This window comes from Actinomadura madurae, from assembly GCF_047130825.1.
GTDB classification, from domain to species: domain Bacteria; phylum Actinomycetota; class Actinomycetes; order Streptosporangiales; family Streptosporangiaceae; genus Spirillospora; species Spirillospora madurae.
This window is the reverse complement of sequence record NZ_CP083237.1, coordinates 6,723,928-6,740,620: the sequence shown is the minus strand read 5'-3', so window position 1 is coordinate 6,740,620 and position 16,693 is coordinate 6,723,928. Positions and strand designations below refer to the sequence as shown.

Below are 16,693 nucleotides of genomic sequence, written 5' to 3'. Positions count from 1 at the left end.
GGGCGCCATTTCCCGCACCGGACCATCCGGTGGAGTCGCCTTCACGACCACCGGATGATCTTGACGGACGCATTATGAGCAGACGTTGTCCAAACTGTCCAGCCACGAAACTCTTCCCTGTTCCAGGCATTTACATCCGTTCCGTGATGATCTACCTTGGCCCGGTGATCATGAAACGCGGGCCGTCCCGGCGCAGGCCATCGGGGCAGGGATCGACCGGATGCGGCTGAGGCTGCCGCGCCGGCCGCGCCGTCCCGCCAAGGACGACGAGAGCGACGAGGCTGGGCTGGAGACCCGTTACTGGGAGGCCCACGACGCCGAGCTGATGTCCGCCGGCCTCGGGACGATGGTCCGGCAGCTGCCCGCGCTCGTGGCCGCCGCGCTGCGGCTGGCGTGGCGGGCGAACCGCCGGGACAGCGCGGTGGCGCTGGGCGGCAACGTGCTGGCCGGGGTGTTCACGGCGTTCGGGCTGCTCGCCACGTCCGAGGTGCTCGCCTCGCTGTTCGCCGGCGGACCGACGCCGGACAAGGTGCGGGCGGCGCTGCCGTCGCTGGCGCTGGTCGCGGCGGCGGCGGGGCTGCGCGGCGCGCTGACGACCGCGGCGGGCTGGGCGCAGGCCCGGCTGAAACCGCAGGTCGAGCGGGCGGCGGAGACGCGGCTGTTCGAGCTGACGACCCGGGTCGAGCTGACCGCGTTCGACGACCACGAGTTCCACAACGCGATGCGGCGGGCGCGTGACAGCGGCGTCCCCGACTCGGCGACCGTGGTGGAGATGACGGTCACCGCGACGACCGGCGCGGTCGGGGTGGCGGCGCCCGCGGTGGCGCTCGGGCTGCTGCATCCCGCGCTGGCGCCGCTGCTGCTGGTCACGGCGGTCCCGGCGGGCTGGGCGGCGCTGCGCGTGGCGCGGCTGCGGTACGCGGCGTTCCACCGGCTGTCGACGGCGCGTCGGCGCAAGTTCATGCTGTCGGACCTGATGGCCGAGCGGCTGCCCGCCGCCGAGGTGCGGGCGTTCACGCTGCGCGGGTTCCTGCTGGGCCAGTACGACCGGGTCGCCGATCTCGAACAGCGCGTCCAGCTGGACGTCGCCCGCGACCAGACCCGCACCAAGGCGGCCGGGGACCTGATGACCGGTGTCGCGAACGTCGGCGCGTACTGCGCGCTGGGCGTCATGCTGTCGGGCGGCGTGATCCCGCTGTCGGTCGCGGGCGCGGCCGTCCTCGCGATCAGGGCGGGGCAGACGTCGCTGACGGCGCTCGTCCAGAGCGTCAACCGGCTGTACGAGGCCGGCCTGTACTTCGGCGACTACCTGGAGTTCTGCGAGCTGGCCGAGCACCGGGTCCCGCCGCCGTCCGCCGGGGTACCGCCCGACGGGTTCCACCGGCTGACCGCCGACCGCGTCTCGTTCACCTACCCGGAGGCGGACGCGCCGGCGCTGTCGGAGGTCAGCGTCACGGTCGCGCGGGGCGAGGTGATCGCGCTCGTCGGCGAGAACGGGTCGGGCAAGACGACCCTGGCCAAGCTGCTCGCGGGCCTGTACCGCCCGAACGCCGGGACGATCCGCTGGGACGAGACCGACCTCGCGGGCATCGACGGCGAGGCGCTGCGGCAGCGGGTCTCGGTGATCGCCCAGGACCACACCCGGTGGCCGCTGACCGTCCGAGAGAACGTCATGATGGGCCGTCCCGCCGACGCGGACCGGCTCGCGGAGGCGGTCGCGGCGGCGGGCGCGGACGCGGTGGTCGGCGAGTTGCCCGCCGGGTACGACGCGCTGCTCGACCGCCGTTTCCGGGGCGGTCACGACCTGTCGGGCGGGCAGTGGCAGCGCATCGCCGCCGCCCGCGGCTTCTACCGGGACGCCGACCTGGTCATCTTCGACGAGCCGACGTCCGCGCTGGACGCCCGCGCCGAGCACGCGCTGTTCGAGCGGATCCGGCACCACGCGGCGGGACGCACTGTCGTGCTCATCACCCATCGGCTCGCCAGCGTCCGCTTCGCCGACCGGATCTACGTGCTCGACCACGGGCGCGTCGTCGAGCACGGAAGCCATCCCGAATTGCTGCGGCTCGGCGGGCTGTACGCCGATCTGTACCGGTTGCAGGCCTCCGCGTACCAGCTCGGCGACGACCTGGTCCCCGCGGAGCCGGGGGCGCCATGACCGTGCTCGCGGCGGCCTGGCCGGTACTGATCGTCGTCCTGGCGGCGGCGGTGGCGGGCAAGGTCCGTGATGTCGGCGGCTTCGGGCGGGTGATCGCCGGCTACCGGATCCTGCCGGATCGCCTCGGCGTCCCGGCCGCGATCCTGGTCCTCGCCGCCGAGACAGGCGCGGCGCTGCTTCTCGCGCTCCCCATCACGCGGCGCTGGGGTGCTCTCCTCGCGGCCTTGCTGTTCGCCGCGTTCCTGGGCGCGATGGTCTCCGTCCTTCGGCGGGGGATGAGCGTCGAATGCGGGTGTTTCGGCGCGAACCGTCCGACGCCGGTGGGCCCGGCGAGCCTGGCGCGGACGGGTCTGCTGCTGCTCCTGTCCATCGCGGCCGTGGTCGCGGGACCGGCCGGCTTCTCCGCCGTCCAACCTCCCCTTTCGGTACTCGCCCTCGCCCTGGTCGCGGCCGTGCCGCGCCTGTTCCCGCCCGTCGCGACGCCCCCCGCCCCGCGCGAGGGCACACGCTTCAAGCTGGCGGCCGGACCGGAGACGGTGACCGACGGCCCGACGCTGTTCGCGCTCATCTCACCGTCATGCGGCCTCTGCACCGCCATGCTCCCCGAGTTCACCGAGGTCGCGGGACGGATGCGGGTCGTCCTGGTGAGCGCGGGGCCGCCGGACGAGATCCGCGCCCATCTCGCCGCGCATGACGTCCGGCTCCCGCTCGTGATCGATCCCGACGTCTTCGACGCCAACGGCATCCCGTGGCCGCCGTACGCCGTCGTCACCGATCCGGACGGGACGATCCTCGCCGCGGACGGCACCGACACCCTCGCCCGCCTCGCGGCCCTCCTCGACCAGGCCGCGATCAACCGCTGAAGGCGTCCCGCAGCGGCCTGCGGTTGGCGATGACGACCACGCCGCAGAGGAGCACGCCGCAGAAGACGCCTTCGGACTTCATCCAGAGGGGGAAATCACCCGGGATGGCGGTGATGACGACGATCGCGGCGAGCATGACCGACGAGGCGATGCGGAGGCGGCGGTAGGCCGACGCGCTGCCCTTGGCGGCCTGGACGGAGGAGGCCATCATCAGCGTCGCGGTGACGGCCACGATGACGGCGTGGGCCCAGGCCTCCCGCGGCGCGACCGACGGGTGGCCGTGGAGGACGCCGAGGACGGCGATCGCCCCGAGGCTGACCGCGACGTAGCAGCCGACCAGCAGCTTGATGGCGCGGAACGCCGTCCTGGCCGCCGGCCGGTCCGAGGCCCCGGTCATCGCCGCGTCGCCTTCTCGAACAGCCGGGTGATCTCGCCGATGTAGTGGTCGAAGTCGAGGTCGGCATGGGCCGTGAAGTAGAAGGAGGCGTTGTCGATGACGGCACGGATCGACAGGGCCACGACATGCGGGTCGAACGCGCCGAACTCTCCAGCCTCTTGACCGTCGGCGAGGAATCGGGCCAGCCAGGCGACCGGATCGTCCCCTGGTGGCCGGAGGTCGGTGTTCTCCAGGATCCGGTGCACCGCGGTGATGTGGGCCGCGTGGTCGGCGATGTAGCGGAGGTTGGACGTCAGATAGGCGCGCAGCTTCTCCGGGTGCGTCCCGGCCCCGGCGATGTGCGGCGCCATGGCGGACGCGCCGTCCTCGAACAGCGAGCCGACCAGGGCCTCGTTGATCGCCTCCTTCGTCTTGAAGTGGTACAGGACGGTGCTCTTGGACGTCGCCGCCTCCCGCGCGATCTTGTCGATCGAGGCGGCCGCGTAGCCGTCGCGGTTGATGATCGCGATGGCCGCGCAGACGATGTCGTCGCGGCGGGCCCTCTGGGTGCGGGTGAGGGGCGGGCCCGCGTCGATATTAGACCGCATGGTCAGATTTTAGATCGTTCGGTCAGTCCTGTCGAACGTGTGCTCGGCGGCAGGTCACGGGTGGTGCATTGATCGTCTCCGACCATCGGCAGGCGGTCGACCAGGCCATCGGTGCGGCTCGTCCTCGTCGCCGCCCTGATGGTCCTGATGGGCGAGGCCAACTGGTGGCCTCCCCGCCGCCTGGACCGCCACCTCCCCCACCTCCAGGCCTGACGTCCTCGACACCGCGGACCGAGGGGCCGGACGACCGGTACGCTGGCGCGCCATGCGCGAGATCGCACGGATGGCCGGGTTCTACGCCGCTCACGGCGTCTGGAGCGTCGCCGACGGGGAGACGCTGATCCCCATGCTCGGGTACGTGGACGCGGACGGCGGCCAGGGAATGGACCGGCTCGTCTTCGACGACGTCGGCGACGCCGCACGAGCCGGCCAGGCCGCTCTGGAAGAGGGACGGGACGGCAGGGTCCGCGCGGCACTCGTCGTCGACGCCTACCTCCACCTCGACAGGGGAAGGGTCGACGCGCTGATCGTCGACGCCGTCGAGTACGGCCCCGAGCGGCATGCGATCAAGATGGCCGTTCCGTACCGGCCGCGGACATCGCCGCAGGGGTTCGCGGTCTACCGGCCCAAGTTCATCGACGTCACGGGCGTCGAAGAGCCGGACTACGCCGCGCTGGCCGACGCCTTCTTCGCCGGAGTCGACTCCCATGAGCGGGCGGCGGCCGTATGGAACGAGCACCTTCTCGACGAATCCGCGTGAGCCTTCCTCCCGCGGAGGCTGGTGATTTTGCCGATGTCGGGGGGTTTGGTGCCGGTTGACACTCCGGGGGTTGGTTCGTCCCACCCCTGGAGGGTTCATGAGAAGGCTCCTCGGATCGCTCATCGCGCTGTGCGCGGCGCTGGCGGCGTTCGGGTCCGGCCTGGCGCCGGCTCACGCGGCGGGGCCGCGGCCCGTGGTGTTCGTGCACGGGTACACGGGCAGCGCGTCCAACTGGGTGACCGCCATGGCGGTGTTCCGCTCCGCCGGCTACAGCGGTGACCAACTGTTCGCGTACGAGTACAACTCCTACGGCGACAACACGCAGAACGCGGCAGGGCTCGCGTCGTACGTGAACCAGGTCAAGTCGCGGACGGGCGCGTCCCAGGTCGACATCGTCAACCACTCCATGGGCGGCCTGGTCAGCCAGTACTACCTGAAGGTGCTGAACGGCAGCTCCAACGTCGCGCACCTGGCGTCCATCGCGGGCGCCAACCACGGGACGACCTTCGCCGCCGCCTGCACCATCTACGCGACGTGCCGCCAGATGCTGCCCGGCTCGTCGTTCATCCAGCAGATCACCGCCGGTGACGAGACGCCCGGGAGCACGCGGTACGCGACCTGGTACTCGCCCTGCGACGGCATCATCATCCCCTACACCAGCACCCGCCTGGACGGCGCGAACAACCACTACGTGGCCTGCCAGACCCACATCGGCTTCCTCGCCGACTCCCTGGTGCTCGGAGCCATCGCCCAGTTCACCAAGAGCTGACCGGCGACGGAGGCGGGCGGGGCATGCCCGCCCGCCTCCGGGCTGGCGTCCCCGACGACTTGTCGGACCACGTCGCGTTTGGCCTGGTCCTGGCGGGTGCAGACTGTGAGGGTCGGCGACAAGGCTCTTTCTGGGGGGACGGGCCTGTGCGGAGATTCGCGTGCGCTTCCGTGATCGCGGGGCTGGCCCTGAGCCTGCTGGCCGCCTGCACCGACTCGTCCGACGACGGCCCGCCGGCCGGCAGCGCACCGCCGCCGACCGCCACCGGAGGCGGCACTCCCACCACCGGGTCGGCGCTGAGCGGCAAGGTGATCGTGCTCGATCCCGGGCACAACGGGGGCAACGCCGAACACCCCGAGGAGATCAACAGGAAGGTCTTCGTCGGGAACGGCTACAAGCCCTGCAACACGACCGGGACGAGGACCACCGGCGGGTACCCCGAGCACGCCTTCACCTGGGATCTGGCGAACCGGCTGGCGAAGGTGCTGCGGGACGGGGGCGCCAAGGTGACGCTGACGCGCAAGAACGACACGGGCGTCGGGCCCTGCATCACCGAGCGGGCGGCGATCGCCAACAGGCTGGACGCCGACGCGACCCTGTCGATCCACGCGGACGGCTCGGCGCCGTCCGGGCACGGCTTCCACGTCATCACGCCGCTGCCCGTGGGGAAGAACGCGCCGATCGTCGCCCCGTCCGGCAGGCTGGGCGTGGCGATCCGGGACGCCTTCCGGTCCGGGACGGGCATCCCCTTCTCCACCTACCTCGGCAAGGACGGCCTGGACCGGCGCGATGACCTCGGCGGGCTGAACATGTCCACGGTGCCGGCCGCGTTCATCGAGTGCGGCAACATGATGAACCCGGGCGACGCGGCGAAGATGTCCAGCGGCCCGTTCAGGCAGCGCATGGCCGACGCGCTGGCGAAGGGCTTCCAGACGTTCCTGCGTTGACGCTGTTTGCCGTCCATGGAGATTAAGGGGGAGAACGTCCGGCTACGTCCCGGGATGACGCCGGACGATCGGGGGGACGGTATGGCCCGCAGGGCAGGACGGCACGCGGCGCTCAACTGGGAGATGCTGCTCGGGCTCGCGGTGACCGGTTTCCTCCTCTACCTGTGGGTGTGGGCGGCGACGCAGGGCGGTCCGCCCTGGTGGTAGACCGCCCCGGCGCGGCGGTCCGGCGCCGCCCCTAGCGGGACAGCAGGTCCCGGAGCGCCTTCGCGATGTCGGCCGGCGCCTCCTCCGCCATGAAGTGGCCGCAGGTCACGGTGGCGTGCCGGAGGTCGGCCGCCCAGGCGCTCCACAGCGCGGCGGCGTCGTAGCCGAGGACGGCGCCCCAGTCCTGCTGCAGGACGGTGACGGGCATCCGCAGCCGGTTGCCCGCGTCGCGGTCGGCGGTGTCGTGCTCGACGTCGACGCCCGCGGACGCCCGGTAGTCGGCGACGATCGACGGGATCGCGGCGCGGCAGGCGTCCAGGTAGGCGGCGCGGACGTCGGGCGGGATCGCGGACGGGTCGTTCGCCCACAGGTCGAGGAAGTGCCCGAAGAACGCGTCCGGCGCCCCGGCGATCAGCCGTTCGGGCAGGCCGGGCGGCTGCGCCATCAGGTAGAGGTGGAAGCCTGCGGCGGCGGTGGTGCCGTGCAGGACGTCCCACATGTCCAGCGTCGGCAGGACGTCCAGGCAGGCCAGATGCGTGATCGTGGCGGGGTGGTCGAGGCCCGCGCGGAAGGCGACGAGGGCGCCGCGGTCGTGTCCGGCGAGGGCGAACCGGTCATGGCCGAGCGCGCGGGCGAGTGCGACGACGTCGGCGGCCATGGTGCGCTTGGAATATCCGTCGGACGGCTTGTCGCTGTCGCCGTATCCGCGCAGGTCGGGCGCGATGACGGTGTGGTCGGCGGCGAGGTCCGCGGCGACGTGCCGCCACATCAGGTGGGTCTGCGGGAAGCCGTGCAGCAGGACGATCGGGGAGCCCGAGCCGCCGACGGCCGCGTTCAGGGAGACGCCCTCGGCGACGGGAACGCGCGTGTGGTCGAATCCAGGGATCGTTGGCATGTCCCCAGCGTGCCGGGGACGGATGAGCATCCGATGAGCGCTATACCGTGGTCGGCGTGGAGGTCCTGTTCGGGGTGCTGGGGCCGGTGACCGCCTGGGACGGGTCCGGGAGCGCGATCGCACTGAAGGGGCCGCGGCACCGCGCCGTCCTGGCCCGGCTGATCGTCGCGCGGGGACGCGTCGTGCCGGTGTCCCGGATCGTGGACGATCTGTGGGCGGATCCCCCGTCGGACGCGGTCGGGGCCGTGCGCACCTTCGTGGCGGCGCTGCGGCGCGTGCTGGAGCCCGATCGTCCACCGAGAACGCCGTCCGGGCTCCTCGTGACCGAAGGACCGGGGTACGCGCTGCACCCCGCCCCGGACGGGGTGGACGCCTGGCGTTTCGAGCAGGCCGCCACCGCGACGCGCCCGCCCGCCGAGCAGGTCGAGGAGCTGGACGAGGCGCTGGGCTGGTGGCGCGGCCCCGCCTACGCCGAGTTCGCCGGCGAGCCGTGGGCGCATGCCGAACGCTCCCGGCTCGCCGAGCTGCGGCTGCACGCCGTCGAGCGGAGGGCCGACGCGCTCATGGCCCTGGGGCAGGAGGCCGCGGCGATCCCGGACCTCGATGCCCATGTCGCCGAGCATCCCTGGCGCGAGGAAGCGTGGCGTCTCCTGGCGCTCGCCCTGTACCGCACCGGCCGCCAGGGTGATGCGCTGGCGGTCCTCCGCCGAGCACGGAACCTCCTGGTGGAGCAACTAGGCCTCGACCCCAGCCCGATGTTGCGTCGCCTAGAGGAAGACATCCTCCGCCAGGCCGACCATCTGGAACCGGGGCACGACGCCGTCTCGCGCGTGTGGGCGCAGGCGGCGGAGGCGTACGACCGGAGCGTCTCGTCCGGCGCGCGGGCCCGGCTGGAATCGACGGTCGGCATCCTCCGGAACCTGGCGGTGACCGGCGCCGGGGGCTTGGTGGCGGCCCGCGAGCACCGCATGGCGGCGATCACGGCGGCCGAGGAGCTGGGCGACGCCGAGCTGACCGCCCGGGTGATCGGCGCCTACGACGTCCCGGCGATCTGGACCCGGTCGGACGACCCGCGCCAGGCGGCCGAGGTCGTCGCGGCGGCCGAGCGGTGCCTCGCAGGGTTGCCGCACGGGCACGAGGCCGCGCGGGCGCGGCTGCTGGCCACGATCGCGCTAGAGTCGCGCGGCGCGCGCTCCGACCGCGGCCGGGAGGCGGCCCGGGAGGCCGAACGCCTCGCCCGCGGCCTGGACGATCCGGTCCTGCTGGCGTTCGCGCTCAACGGCGCGTTCATGCAGGCGTTCGACCGGGCGGGACGGGCCGCGCGGCGGGACGGGATCGGCGCCGAGCTGGTGGACCTGTCGGCACGCGGCGACCTGGTGAACTACGAGGTCCTCGGACGGCTCGTCCGGCTCCAGGCCCGCTGCGCGCTCGGCGACTTCGCCGGGGCGGACGCGCACGCGGACGCGGCCGACCGGCTGGCCGAGCGGCACGAGCGCCCGCTGGTCGGCGTGTTCACCACGTGGTACCGGGCGCTGCGGCTCGCCGCGTCCGGCGCCCCGATGGCCGAGGCGGAGGCCGCCTACCGGAACGCGGCCGAGCGCATGCGGGGCTGCGGGATGCCCGGCCTGGAGGACGGCCTGCCGTCGCTCGCGCTGCTCTGCCTGCGCGTCCAGCACCGGCGGCCCGCCCAGACCGGCCCGGCCGATTGGGGGCCGTACGAGCCGTGGGCCCGTCCCCTGGTCCTGCTGGCGCGGGACCGGCCGGACGAGGCGGCCGGGGCCGTGCGGGACGTCCCCGAACCGCCGCGCGACCTGCTCTTCGAGGCCCTGTGGTGCCTGACCGCGCACGCCGCGATCGCCGTCGGCGACCGCGCGGTGATGCGGCGCGCGCGTGCCGAGCTGGCGCCGGCCGCCGGTGAGCTAGCGGGGGCGGGCAGCGGCGTCCTCACCGCCGGCCCGGTCGCCCGGCACCTGGACGATCTCACCGCCGCCCTCTCCAGCACCGGTTAGAACCAGCAGGGCCCCGTGCCCCAGGCCCATCCCCATTCCTCGGGGACGAAGAGGTGGATGCGGCAGGCCATGTTGCCCCAGACGATGTAGGGGCCCTTGTCGTCCCAGCCGATGCTGCCGGGCGACTCGGCGGCCGCCCGGAGCGGTGCGGGCAGCCGCTCGATGACGTCCTGCGGGATCTGGCGGGCGTCCGGCTCCGGCGCCGCCTGCGCGGGAGCCGCGCCGAAGACCAGCGCACCGGACAGGACGGCGCCGCCGAGGGCCATGCTCAGTTTCCTCATGCGCCGATTCTCATCTCGCCAACGAACACTGGCAAGGTTCGGCCGGAACCGGTCGGCGCGGGGCGGCTAGACTCGGACCATGACGCCGTTCACAAGTCAGGCCATGATGCCCCGCTCGCGGGGCCGCTGACGCTGGACGTTGTTCGAGGCCCTGTTCGCGGGGCCTCTTCTCGTTTCGGGGCTCCGGTCTCACATGGAGGAGCCCCATGGGTGTCTACATCACCACGACCATTCCGTACGTCAACGCCCGTCCCCATCTCGGATTCGCGCTGGAACTCGTGCAGGCGGACGTCCTCGCGCGGCATCTCCGCCGCTGCGGCGACGTGCGGTTCCAGGCCGGGACGGACGACAACTCGCTGAAGAACGTCCTCGCCGCCGAGGCCGCCGGCACCGGCGTCCAGGAGTTCGTGGACGCGCTGGCCGAGGAGTTCGTCGGGCTGGCCGGCCCGCTCTCACTGTCGGTCGACGACGTGATCCGCACCAGCCGGGACCCCCGGCACCGGGCCGGGGTCGAGCGGCTGTGGCGGGCGTGCGCCGAGTCCGGAGACCTCTACCGGCGGCACTACGAAGGCCTGTACTGCGTCGGCTGTGAGCAGTTCTACGGCGAAGCCGAGCTGGTGGACGGGCGCTGCCCCGAACACGGGACGGTCCCGCAGCGGGTCTCGGAGGAGAACTGGTTCTTCCGGCTGTCGCGCTACACCGGAAGGCTGCACGACCTGATCAGCAGCGGCAGGCTCCGCATCGAGCCCGCCGAGCGGCGCAACGAGGTGCTCGCGCTCATCGCGGGCGGGCTGGAGGACTTCTCCGTCTCGCGCTCCACCGAGCGCGCCCGCGGCTGGGGCATTCCGGTGCCCGACGATCCGTCGCAGGTCATCTACGTGTGGTGGGACGCGCTCGGCAACTACATCACGGCACTCGACTACGGGCGCGGCGGCGCGGACTTCCGGCGCTGGTGGACGGGGGACGCGCGCCGCGTCCACCTGGTCGGCAAGGGCGTCCTGCGGTTCCACGCCGTGTACTGGCCGGCGATGCTGCTGTCCGCCGGACTCCCCGTGCCGGACGAGGTCCTGGTGCACGGGTACCTCACGGCCGGGGGACGGAAGATCAGCAAGTCGGGGGACGTCACGGTCGACCCGGTCGGCCTCGTCCGCGAGTTCGGCGTGGACGCCGTGCGCTGGTGGCTGCTGCGCGAGGTGCCGAGGGCGGGCGACGCCGACTTCACCGCCGAGCGGCTGATCGCGCGGGCGGACGACGAGCTCGCCAACGGCCTCGGCAACCTCGTGCACCGGGTCGTCTCGATGGTCCACCGGTACCGGGGCGGGGAGGTCCCCGCCGCCGAGGCGGACGAGCTGGAGGCCGTCTGCCGGGAGGCGCCCGGCGAGATCGGCGCGGCGCTGGACGACGCCGACTTCCGCCGGGCCACCGCCGCGGTGTGGCGGATCGTCGACGAGGCCAACCGCCACATCAACCGGGTGCGGCCCTGGGAGCTGGCGAAGGCCGGCGACCCGCGGCTGGACGCCGTCCTGGCCGGGCTGGTGAGCGCCTGCCGGACGGTCGGCGACCTGCTGGAGCCGTTCCTGCCCGACGCGGCGGAACGCGTCCGGCGGCAGTGCGCGGGGCGGCGGCTGCCCCGTCCCGAGCCGGTGTTCCGCCGCCTCGACCGGCCGCGCCCGGTGCCCGAGGGCGTCAGTTCTCGCTGAGGAGGCTGTAGAGGCGGCGCGCCACGAGCGGCCGCCGCGCCCGGTGGTGGCCGTCGACGGCGGCGCCGACCAGCTCGTCCTCGGCGGTGAAGGCGGTCTCCATGACCGCGATGAACTCCGCCGTGGGCGGGTAGAGGCGGGCGGCGGCGCCCGCCGTCCGGCGGACGAGGACGCGCGCGCCCGTGCGCAGGGCGGACTCGAAGTGGCGGACGTCCTGCCCCGCGCGGGCCTCGCTCGCACCGAGGTCGCGGAACACCTCGACCACCGTGCAGGGCTCCCGGGCGCCGCTGTAGACGGCGAGGGCGTCCCGGACGAGCGTCCGGATCCCGCCCGGCCGCAGGTGCCCGTACGCGGGGACGCGCGCGGTGATCTCGCCGGCGACCTCGGCGGTGATCTCGTGGAGGCGGTCGGCGAGAAACGTGTCCAGGTCGGGCTGCATGGCGCGTCCCCTTCGCGATCCGCGTGGATGCGGTAGGGGCATGTTACCGGCGCGTAGGGGGATTCGTCGCTTACTCCCGAAACGTCCCTAGTGCGGACGGCCCGGATTTGCACACCGCACCTAGGCTCGTCATGTGGCGACCGCCGCGCTCGACCAGGGGTCGACTCAGGGGCGCCCACCCTTGGCACCCTGAGCGAAAAAATCAAGGAACCCACAGTTCAGAGCGACGCAGAAGGTTCTCTCAGCTATGGAACATAGTATTCCGTTCTGCTACCATGGACGGAGCGAAGGCGGCCCGGCCCCCGAGGCGCCGGGGGGATTACTCCACCCCGGTTAGGGGTTTTCCCGTATGGCGATGAGTTCGCCCGGCGGGCAGAGTCGTATTCAGCAGAAGGGACGACGAGGAATCCCTCCCGCAGGAAGAAGGCACTCCGATGTCGAACACGCCGAACTTCACCTCGATGACCGCAGCCGACCTCGCCGAGATCCTCTTCACCTCCCGGCTGCAGGAGTCCGACCACCCCTCCGCCGAGCAGGTCCGGATCGCCATCCACGACCGGTTCGGCGCCTGCGGCGAGGACCGCACCGCCTGCGTGGCCGCCGTCGCCCAAGAGGCCGGCGACCACCCCGAGACCTACGTGGCCCGGATGCGCTGGGCCCTCACCACCGTCTCCGCGGCCTACCCCGAGCTGGCCACGGCGGCCTGACCTCACCGGAGGAACCATGCGTTCACCGTTCACCGACCGCCGCGAGGACATCGTCCCGCGCACGCTCCGCGACCTGATCGCCGCCGACGCGTCCCAGGCCGACAAGGAAGCGCCCCGGCGCCGACAACGCCGGACCATGACCATCCGCCGCGTCACCTAGCGACCGCGCCACCGGCACCGCCCGGTGGCGCGCGTCGTCCTCACCACACCCCCGGCCTGCGGCGTCGCGCCCGCGTTCCGCGGCCCTGCCGGACGGGACGTGGCCGCCTCCGGCCGCGAACTATGCTTGGCGACCGTGAGCCAAGAGCCGACGGACGAACAGGGCGGCCATCCCCGCGCCGACGGCCGCGAGTACCGGATCGGCGAACTCGCGAAGGCCGCCGGCGTCCCGGTACGGACGCTCCGCTACTACCAGGAGCGCAAGCTGCTCCCGCCGCCCCGCCGCGAGGGGCGCATCGGGCTCTACTCCGAGGACCATCTCGCCCGCCTCCGCATGATCGGGAACCTGCTGGAGCGCGGGCACACCCTGGAGGGCATCCGGGAACTGCTGTCGGCGTGGGAGCAGGGCCGCGACATCGGCACCGTCCTCGGCGTCGAGAAGGCCGTCACGACCCCGTGGTCCACCGAGGTCCCGGTCACGATGACGCTGGACGAGCTGGCAGCGCTGTTCCCCGGCGAGGTCGGCGCGGACGCCGTCGAGCGGGCCGTCGCGCTCGGCCACATCGAGGTGGACGGCGACCGCGTCACCCACTGGAGCCGCCGCCAGCTCGACGCGACGGTGACGCTCGTCCGGGCCGGGGTGCCGCTGGACGCCGTCCTGTCGGCCGGGCTGGAGCTGCAGCGCAGCATGGACGACCTCGCCGCGATGTTCGTCCGGCTGATCGCCACGCACGTCGTCGGGCGCCTCGACGACCGCGAGATCGACGACCGGCATCTCGGCGACCTCACCGAGACCCTCGCGCGGCTGCGCCCCGGCGCCCAGGTCACGGTCGAGGCCGGCTTCGCGCGCGCCATGGACCGCCAGGTCCGCGCCGCGATCGACCAGCTCCTCGCCCGCCTCGCCACCCCCTGAGCCCCGGCTCCTTCGAGCGGGGTGCGCGGTCCGGCCCCCTCGGAGACCTCGAACGGCATGCCCGCCTCCAGGCCCTTCACCGGCGGTGGCTTCGCCTGACCCGCGCCTGACGCGGGAGGCCGCTAACGGCGATCGGTGGGGCCCTGTTCCAGGGCGGCCTCGTAGGCGCGCAGCGCGCCGATGACCGTGGCGCGCTCGGCCGGGGCCAGGTCGCGCATGACGCGCTCCCAGGCGGACGCGCTGCCGGAGAGCCATTCGGCGATCGGCCCGGCGAAGGCGGGGGCGATGGCGACGATCCGGCGCCGTCGGTCGGCGGGGTCGGCGGCGCGCTCCAGGACGCCGAGCTTCGACAGGTCGCTCACCATGAGGCTGATGGTGGTCGGGGCGACCTCCAGCCGGGCGGCGAGGTCGCCGACGCTTGCCGGGCCGTCGTACTCCAGGTGCGCCAGCAGCGCGAGATGGCGCGGCGCCAGGTCGAGGCCCTGGAGCGCCGGCGGGATGGGCAGGCGCTTGGCGCGGCCGACGATCCGCGGCATGAGCAGCAGCAGCGTCCGGACGGCCTCGTCGACGGCCGGACCGCCCGATCCGGTGGACATCGGCACCCTCCACAAGTATCTTTGATGTCAAAGCCTTTGAGGACAAAGAGAACGGGGACCACTGTGCCGCATCTGACCGCCCACCTTCCAGAAGACAGGCTGGCGGGCCGCGAGCCCGAGCTCATCGCCGCGCTGACCGAGGCGATCGTCGGCGCCTACGGCGAGTGGGCCCGCGAGCTGGCGAGCGTCCACCTGTCCGGCGTCCCCGCCGGCCGCCTCGCCCAGGGCGGCAAGGCCGTGGACACGACCGTCTCGCTGGTCATGGGCGTCCGCGCCGCCGCCTTCGACCGCCCCGAGGCCGCCGAGTTCAGCGCGAGGCTGGCCACCGGCCTCACCGACGCGATCACCGCCGTCCTCGGCGAGGAGCTCCGCCCCGGCACCACGGTGGAACTCGTCGCTTCCCCCCAGGAACGCACCTTCGTGGCCGGCGTCCCCGCGCCCTGACCGGCGGTGGCCGCGAGCCCTCCCGCCGATCGGCCGAGCCGGGCCCGGCGGCTCGGCGATACTGGGGGGATGGTCGACGACGAGCGCTGGAAGGCGCGTTTCCGGGCCGCGCGGATGAGCCTGCCCCGATGGGCGCGGGACGCCCCGAGCCGCAGCATCTACCGGTCGAACGCGACCGGGACCTGGGAGATCTACACCTGGGACCGCGACACGGGCGAGCAACGCCAGGTGACCGATCGTCCCAACGGCACCTGGAGCGGGACCGTCGACCCGTCCGGCGAGTCGGTGTGGTGGTTCGCCGACACGGACGGCGACGAGTTCGGCGTGTGGCGGCGCGTCCCGTTCGGTGAGACGGAGAGCGTTCCGGCGGTTCCCGGGCTCGAACCGTCGTACCCGTCCGGGCTGGCCCTCGGCCGCGGCGGGCTCGCCGTCATCGGGCGGACGACCGACCAGGGCAACACCGTCCACTTCTGCCGGCCCGGTTCGGCGCCGGAGGTGCTCTACCACCACGCGGAGGACGCGCACGTCGCCGACCTGTCCCGGGACGAGTCCCTGATCGCGATCGGGCACAGCGAGCACGGCGACAGCCGCCACATGGCGCTGCGCGTGCTGCGTCCCGACGGCTCGACGGTCGCCGACCTCTGGGACGGCCCCGGCAATGGCGTCTACGGCGCCGGGTTCGCCCCGGTCGAGGGCGACACGCGGCTCCTGGTCAACCACGAGCGGCGCGGCCGGGACGAGATGCTCGTCTGGGACCCCGTCGCCGGCACCGAGCGGGAGATCGTCCTCGACCTGCCCGGCGAGATCGGCGCCGGCTGGTACCCGGACGGGACGGCGCTGCTGGTCTCCCACTCGCACGAGGCGCGCGACGAGCTGTACCGCTACGACCTGGCGGACGGGACGCTGACCAGGATCGACACGCCGCGCGGCGTGATCGGCGGGGCGACCGTGCGGCCGGACGGGACCGTCGAGTTCGTCTGGTCGTCGGCCGCCGAGCCGCCGGTGATCCGCTCCACGTCCGGCGCGGTCGTCCGCACGCCCCCCGGGCCGCCGGCGCCGCCGTCCGTCCCGGTCGAGGACGTGTGGGTGGACGGGCCCGGCGGCCGCGTCCACGCGCTGGTCAGCAAGCCGGAGGGCGACCGCCCTTACCCGACCGTCTTCGACATCCACGGCGGGCCGACCGCGCAGGACGACGACTCGTTCGTCCCGACGGCCGCCGCCTGGGTCGACCACGGGTTCGCGGTCGTGCGCGTCAACTACCGGGGCTCGACCGGCTACGGGTCCGAGTGGCGCGACGCCATCGAGGGACGCGTCGGCCTCACCGAGCTGGAGGACGTCAAGGCCGTCCGCGACTGGGCGGTCGGGTCGGGGCTCGCCGACCCGGGGCGGCTCGTCCTGACCGGCGGGTCATGGGGCGGGTTCCTCACCCTGCTCGGCATCGGCACCCAGCCGGACGACTGGACCGTCGCCGTCGCCGCCGTCCCCGTCGCCGACTACGTCGCCGCGTACGAGGACGAGATGGAGGGCCTCCAGGCGTTCGACCGGTCGCTGTTCGGCGGGTCGCCGGAGGAGGTGCCGGAGCGGTACCGCGAGTCGTCCCCCATCACCTACGTCGAGCGGGTCAAGGCGCCGGTGCTGGTCCTCGCCGGGGAGAACGACCCGCGCTGCCCCATCCGGCAGATCGACAACTACCTGGCGCGGCTCGCCGAGCTGGGCCGCCCGCACGAGGTGTACCGGTACGACGCGGGCCACGGCTCCCTCGTCGTCGAGGAGCGCATCACGCAGATGGCCGCCGAGATCGGCTTCGCCCGGAAGCACCTCGGCATGTCGTGAGCCAGCAGGGGCGGGCGGTCGCGCCGCCC

The 16,693-nt window shown here is 73.2% G+C and carries 19 protein-coding genes; 13 read left to right on the top strand and 6 right to left on the bottom strand.

Annotated elements, in window-relative coordinates:
• Window positions 1-220 precede the first annotated feature (220 nt).
• Window positions 221-2,158, top strand: a complete 1,938-nt coding sequence (locus tag K8Z49_RS30930; RefSeq protein WP_412515865.1) for an ABC transporter ATP-binding protein — start codon at window positions 221-223, stop codon at window positions 2,156-2,158.
• Window positions 2,155-3,021, top strand: a complete 867-nt coding sequence (locus K8Z49_RS30925) for a MauE/DoxX family redox-associated membrane protein (RefSeq protein WP_412515864.1) — start codon at window positions 2,155-2,157, stop codon at window positions 3,019-3,021. The genes K8Z49_RS30930 and K8Z49_RS30925 overlap by 4 nt, the downstream gene beginning before the upstream one ends.
• On the opposite strand, the gene K8Z49_RS30920 is transcribed toward K8Z49_RS30925, so the two are convergent.
• Complete coding sequence (locus tag K8Z49_RS30920) at window positions 3,011-3,418, bottom strand: hypothetical protein (RefSeq protein ID WP_412515863.1); 408 nt, start codon at window positions 3,416-3,418, stop codon at window positions 3,011-3,013. The two genes, K8Z49_RS30925 and K8Z49_RS30920, sit on opposite strands and share 11 nt — an antisense overlap.
• The gene (locus tag K8Z49_RS30915; protein WP_412515862.1) at window positions 3,415-4,005 is read right to left on the bottom strand and encodes a TetR/AcrR family transcriptional regulator; all 591 of its coding nucleotides are present in this window, start codon (window positions 4,003-4,005) and stop codon (window positions 3,415-3,417) included. Before K8Z49_RS30915 ends, K8Z49_RS30920 begins: the two co-directional genes overlap by 4 nt.
• A 265-nt stretch (window positions 4,006-4,270) precedes the next feature.
• On the opposite strand from K8Z49_RS30915, the gene K8Z49_RS30910 reads away from it, so the two are divergent.
• The 4 genes from K8Z49_RS30910 to K8Z49_RS30895 all read left to right on the top strand — a co-directional run bounded on the left by K8Z49_RS30910 (window position 4,271) and on the right by K8Z49_RS30895 (window position 6,688).
• On the top strand, window positions 4,271-4,765 hold the full coding sequence (locus tag K8Z49_RS30910) for a hypothetical protein (protein WP_021591453.1): 495 nt from the start codon (window positions 4,271-4,273) through the stop codon (window positions 4,763-4,765).
• A 97-nt stretch (window positions 4,766-4,862) separates the two neighbouring features.
• Window positions 4,863-5,534 carry an esterase/lipase family protein gene (locus K8Z49_RS30905; protein ID WP_412515861.1) on the top strand — a complete coding sequence of 224 codons (672 nt, stop codon included), beginning with the start codon at window positions 4,863-4,865 and terminating at the stop codon, window positions 5,532-5,534.
• Between the two features lie 170 nt (window positions 5,535-5,704).
• Window positions 5,705-6,481, top strand: a complete 777-nt coding sequence (locus K8Z49_RS30900) for an N-acetylmuramoyl-L-alanine amidase (RefSeq protein WP_412515860.1) — start codon at window positions 5,705-5,707, stop codon at window positions 6,479-6,481.
• 15 nt (window positions 6,482-6,496) lie between these two features.
• Window positions 6,497-6,688 carry a hypothetical protein gene (locus tag K8Z49_RS30895; RefSeq protein ID WP_143118788.1) on the top strand — a complete coding sequence of 64 codons (192 nt, stop codon included), beginning with the start codon at window positions 6,497-6,499 and terminating at the stop codon, window positions 6,686-6,688.
• A 31-nt stretch (window positions 6,689-6,719) separates the two neighbouring features.
• Here K8Z49_RS30895 and K8Z49_RS30890 read toward each other — a convergent pair whose 3' ends face one another.
• Window positions 6,720-7,583 carry an alpha/beta fold hydrolase gene (locus K8Z49_RS30890; protein WP_075024271.1) on the bottom strand — a complete coding sequence of 288 codons (864 nt, stop codon included), beginning with the start codon at window positions 7,581-7,583 and terminating at the stop codon, window positions 6,720-6,722.
• Window positions 7,584-7,639: 56 nt separating this feature from the next.
• Between K8Z49_RS30890 and K8Z49_RS30885 the strand changes: the two genes are divergently transcribed.
• Window positions 7,640-9,592 (top strand): BTAD domain-containing putative transcriptional regulator, encoded by a 1,953-nt coding sequence (locus K8Z49_RS30885; protein WP_412515859.1) that lies wholly within the window; start codon window positions 7,640-7,642, stop codon window positions 9,590-9,592.
• On the opposite strand, the gene K8Z49_RS30880 is transcribed toward K8Z49_RS30885, so the two are convergent.
• The gene (locus K8Z49_RS30880) at window positions 9,589-9,873 is read right to left on the bottom strand and encodes a hypothetical protein (RefSeq protein WP_250372813.1); all 285 of its coding nucleotides are present in this window, start codon (window positions 9,871-9,873) and stop codon (window positions 9,589-9,591) included. The two genes, K8Z49_RS30885 and K8Z49_RS30880, sit on opposite strands and share 4 nt — an antisense overlap.
• 206 nt (window positions 9,874-10,079) lie before the next feature.
• Here K8Z49_RS30880 and K8Z49_RS30875 point away from each other — a divergent pair, with 206 nt between their 5' ends.
• On the top strand, window positions 10,080-11,573 hold the full coding sequence (locus K8Z49_RS30875) for a methionine--tRNA ligase (protein ID WP_412515858.1): 1,494 nt from the start codon (window positions 10,080-10,082) through the stop codon (window positions 11,571-11,573).
• On the opposite strand, the gene K8Z49_RS30870 is transcribed toward K8Z49_RS30875, so the two are convergent.
• A complete protein-coding gene (locus tag K8Z49_RS30870) occupies window positions 11,560-12,012 on the bottom strand; it encodes a hypothetical protein (RefSeq protein ID WP_412515857.1) in 453 nt (150 codons plus the stop codon). The genes K8Z49_RS30875 and K8Z49_RS30870 overlap by 14 nt on opposite strands.
• 434 nt (window positions 12,013-12,446) lie before the next feature.
• On the opposite strand from K8Z49_RS30870, the gene K8Z49_RS30865 reads away from it, so the two are divergent.
• The 3 genes from K8Z49_RS30865 (at window position 12,447) to K8Z49_RS30855 (ending at window position 13,791) form a co-directional block, all read left to right on the top strand.
• A complete protein-coding gene (locus tag K8Z49_RS30865; RefSeq protein ID WP_250359439.1) occupies window positions 12,447-12,719 on the top strand; it encodes a hypothetical protein in 273 nt (90 codons plus the stop codon).
• A gap of 16 nt (window positions 12,720-12,735) precedes the next feature.
• A complete protein-coding gene (locus tag K8Z49_RS30860) occupies window positions 12,736-12,879 on the top strand; it encodes a hypothetical protein (protein ID WP_021597083.1) in 144 nt (47 codons plus the stop codon).
• A 135-nt stretch (window positions 12,880-13,014) separates the two neighbouring features.
• A complete protein-coding gene (locus K8Z49_RS30855) occupies window positions 13,015-13,791 on the top strand; it encodes a MerR family transcriptional regulator (protein ID WP_412515856.1) in 777 nt (258 codons plus the stop codon).
• A 122-nt stretch (window positions 13,792-13,913) separates the two neighbouring features.
• Here K8Z49_RS30855 and K8Z49_RS30850 read toward each other — a convergent pair whose 3' ends face one another.
• Entirely contained in the window at window positions 13,914-14,387 is a 474-nt protein-coding gene (locus tag K8Z49_RS30850; protein ID WP_021597085.1) for a MarR family winged helix-turn-helix transcriptional regulator, read from the bottom strand.
• A 63-nt stretch (window positions 14,388-14,450) separates the two neighbouring features.
• Between K8Z49_RS30850 and K8Z49_RS30845 the strand changes: the two genes are divergently transcribed.
• Both K8Z49_RS30845 and K8Z49_RS30840 read left to right on the top strand, forming a co-directional pair.
• A complete protein-coding gene (locus K8Z49_RS30845; protein ID WP_111832700.1) occupies window positions 14,451-14,831 on the top strand; it encodes a tautomerase family protein in 381 nt (126 codons plus the stop codon).
• Window positions 14,832-14,900: 69 nt separating this feature from the next.
• The gene (locus K8Z49_RS30840) at window positions 14,901-16,664 is read left to right on the top strand and encodes a prolyl oligopeptidase family serine peptidase (RefSeq protein ID WP_412515855.1); all 1,764 of its coding nucleotides are present in this window, start codon (window positions 14,901-14,903) and stop codon (window positions 16,662-16,664) included.
• Window positions 16,665-16,693 lie beyond the last annotated feature (29 nt).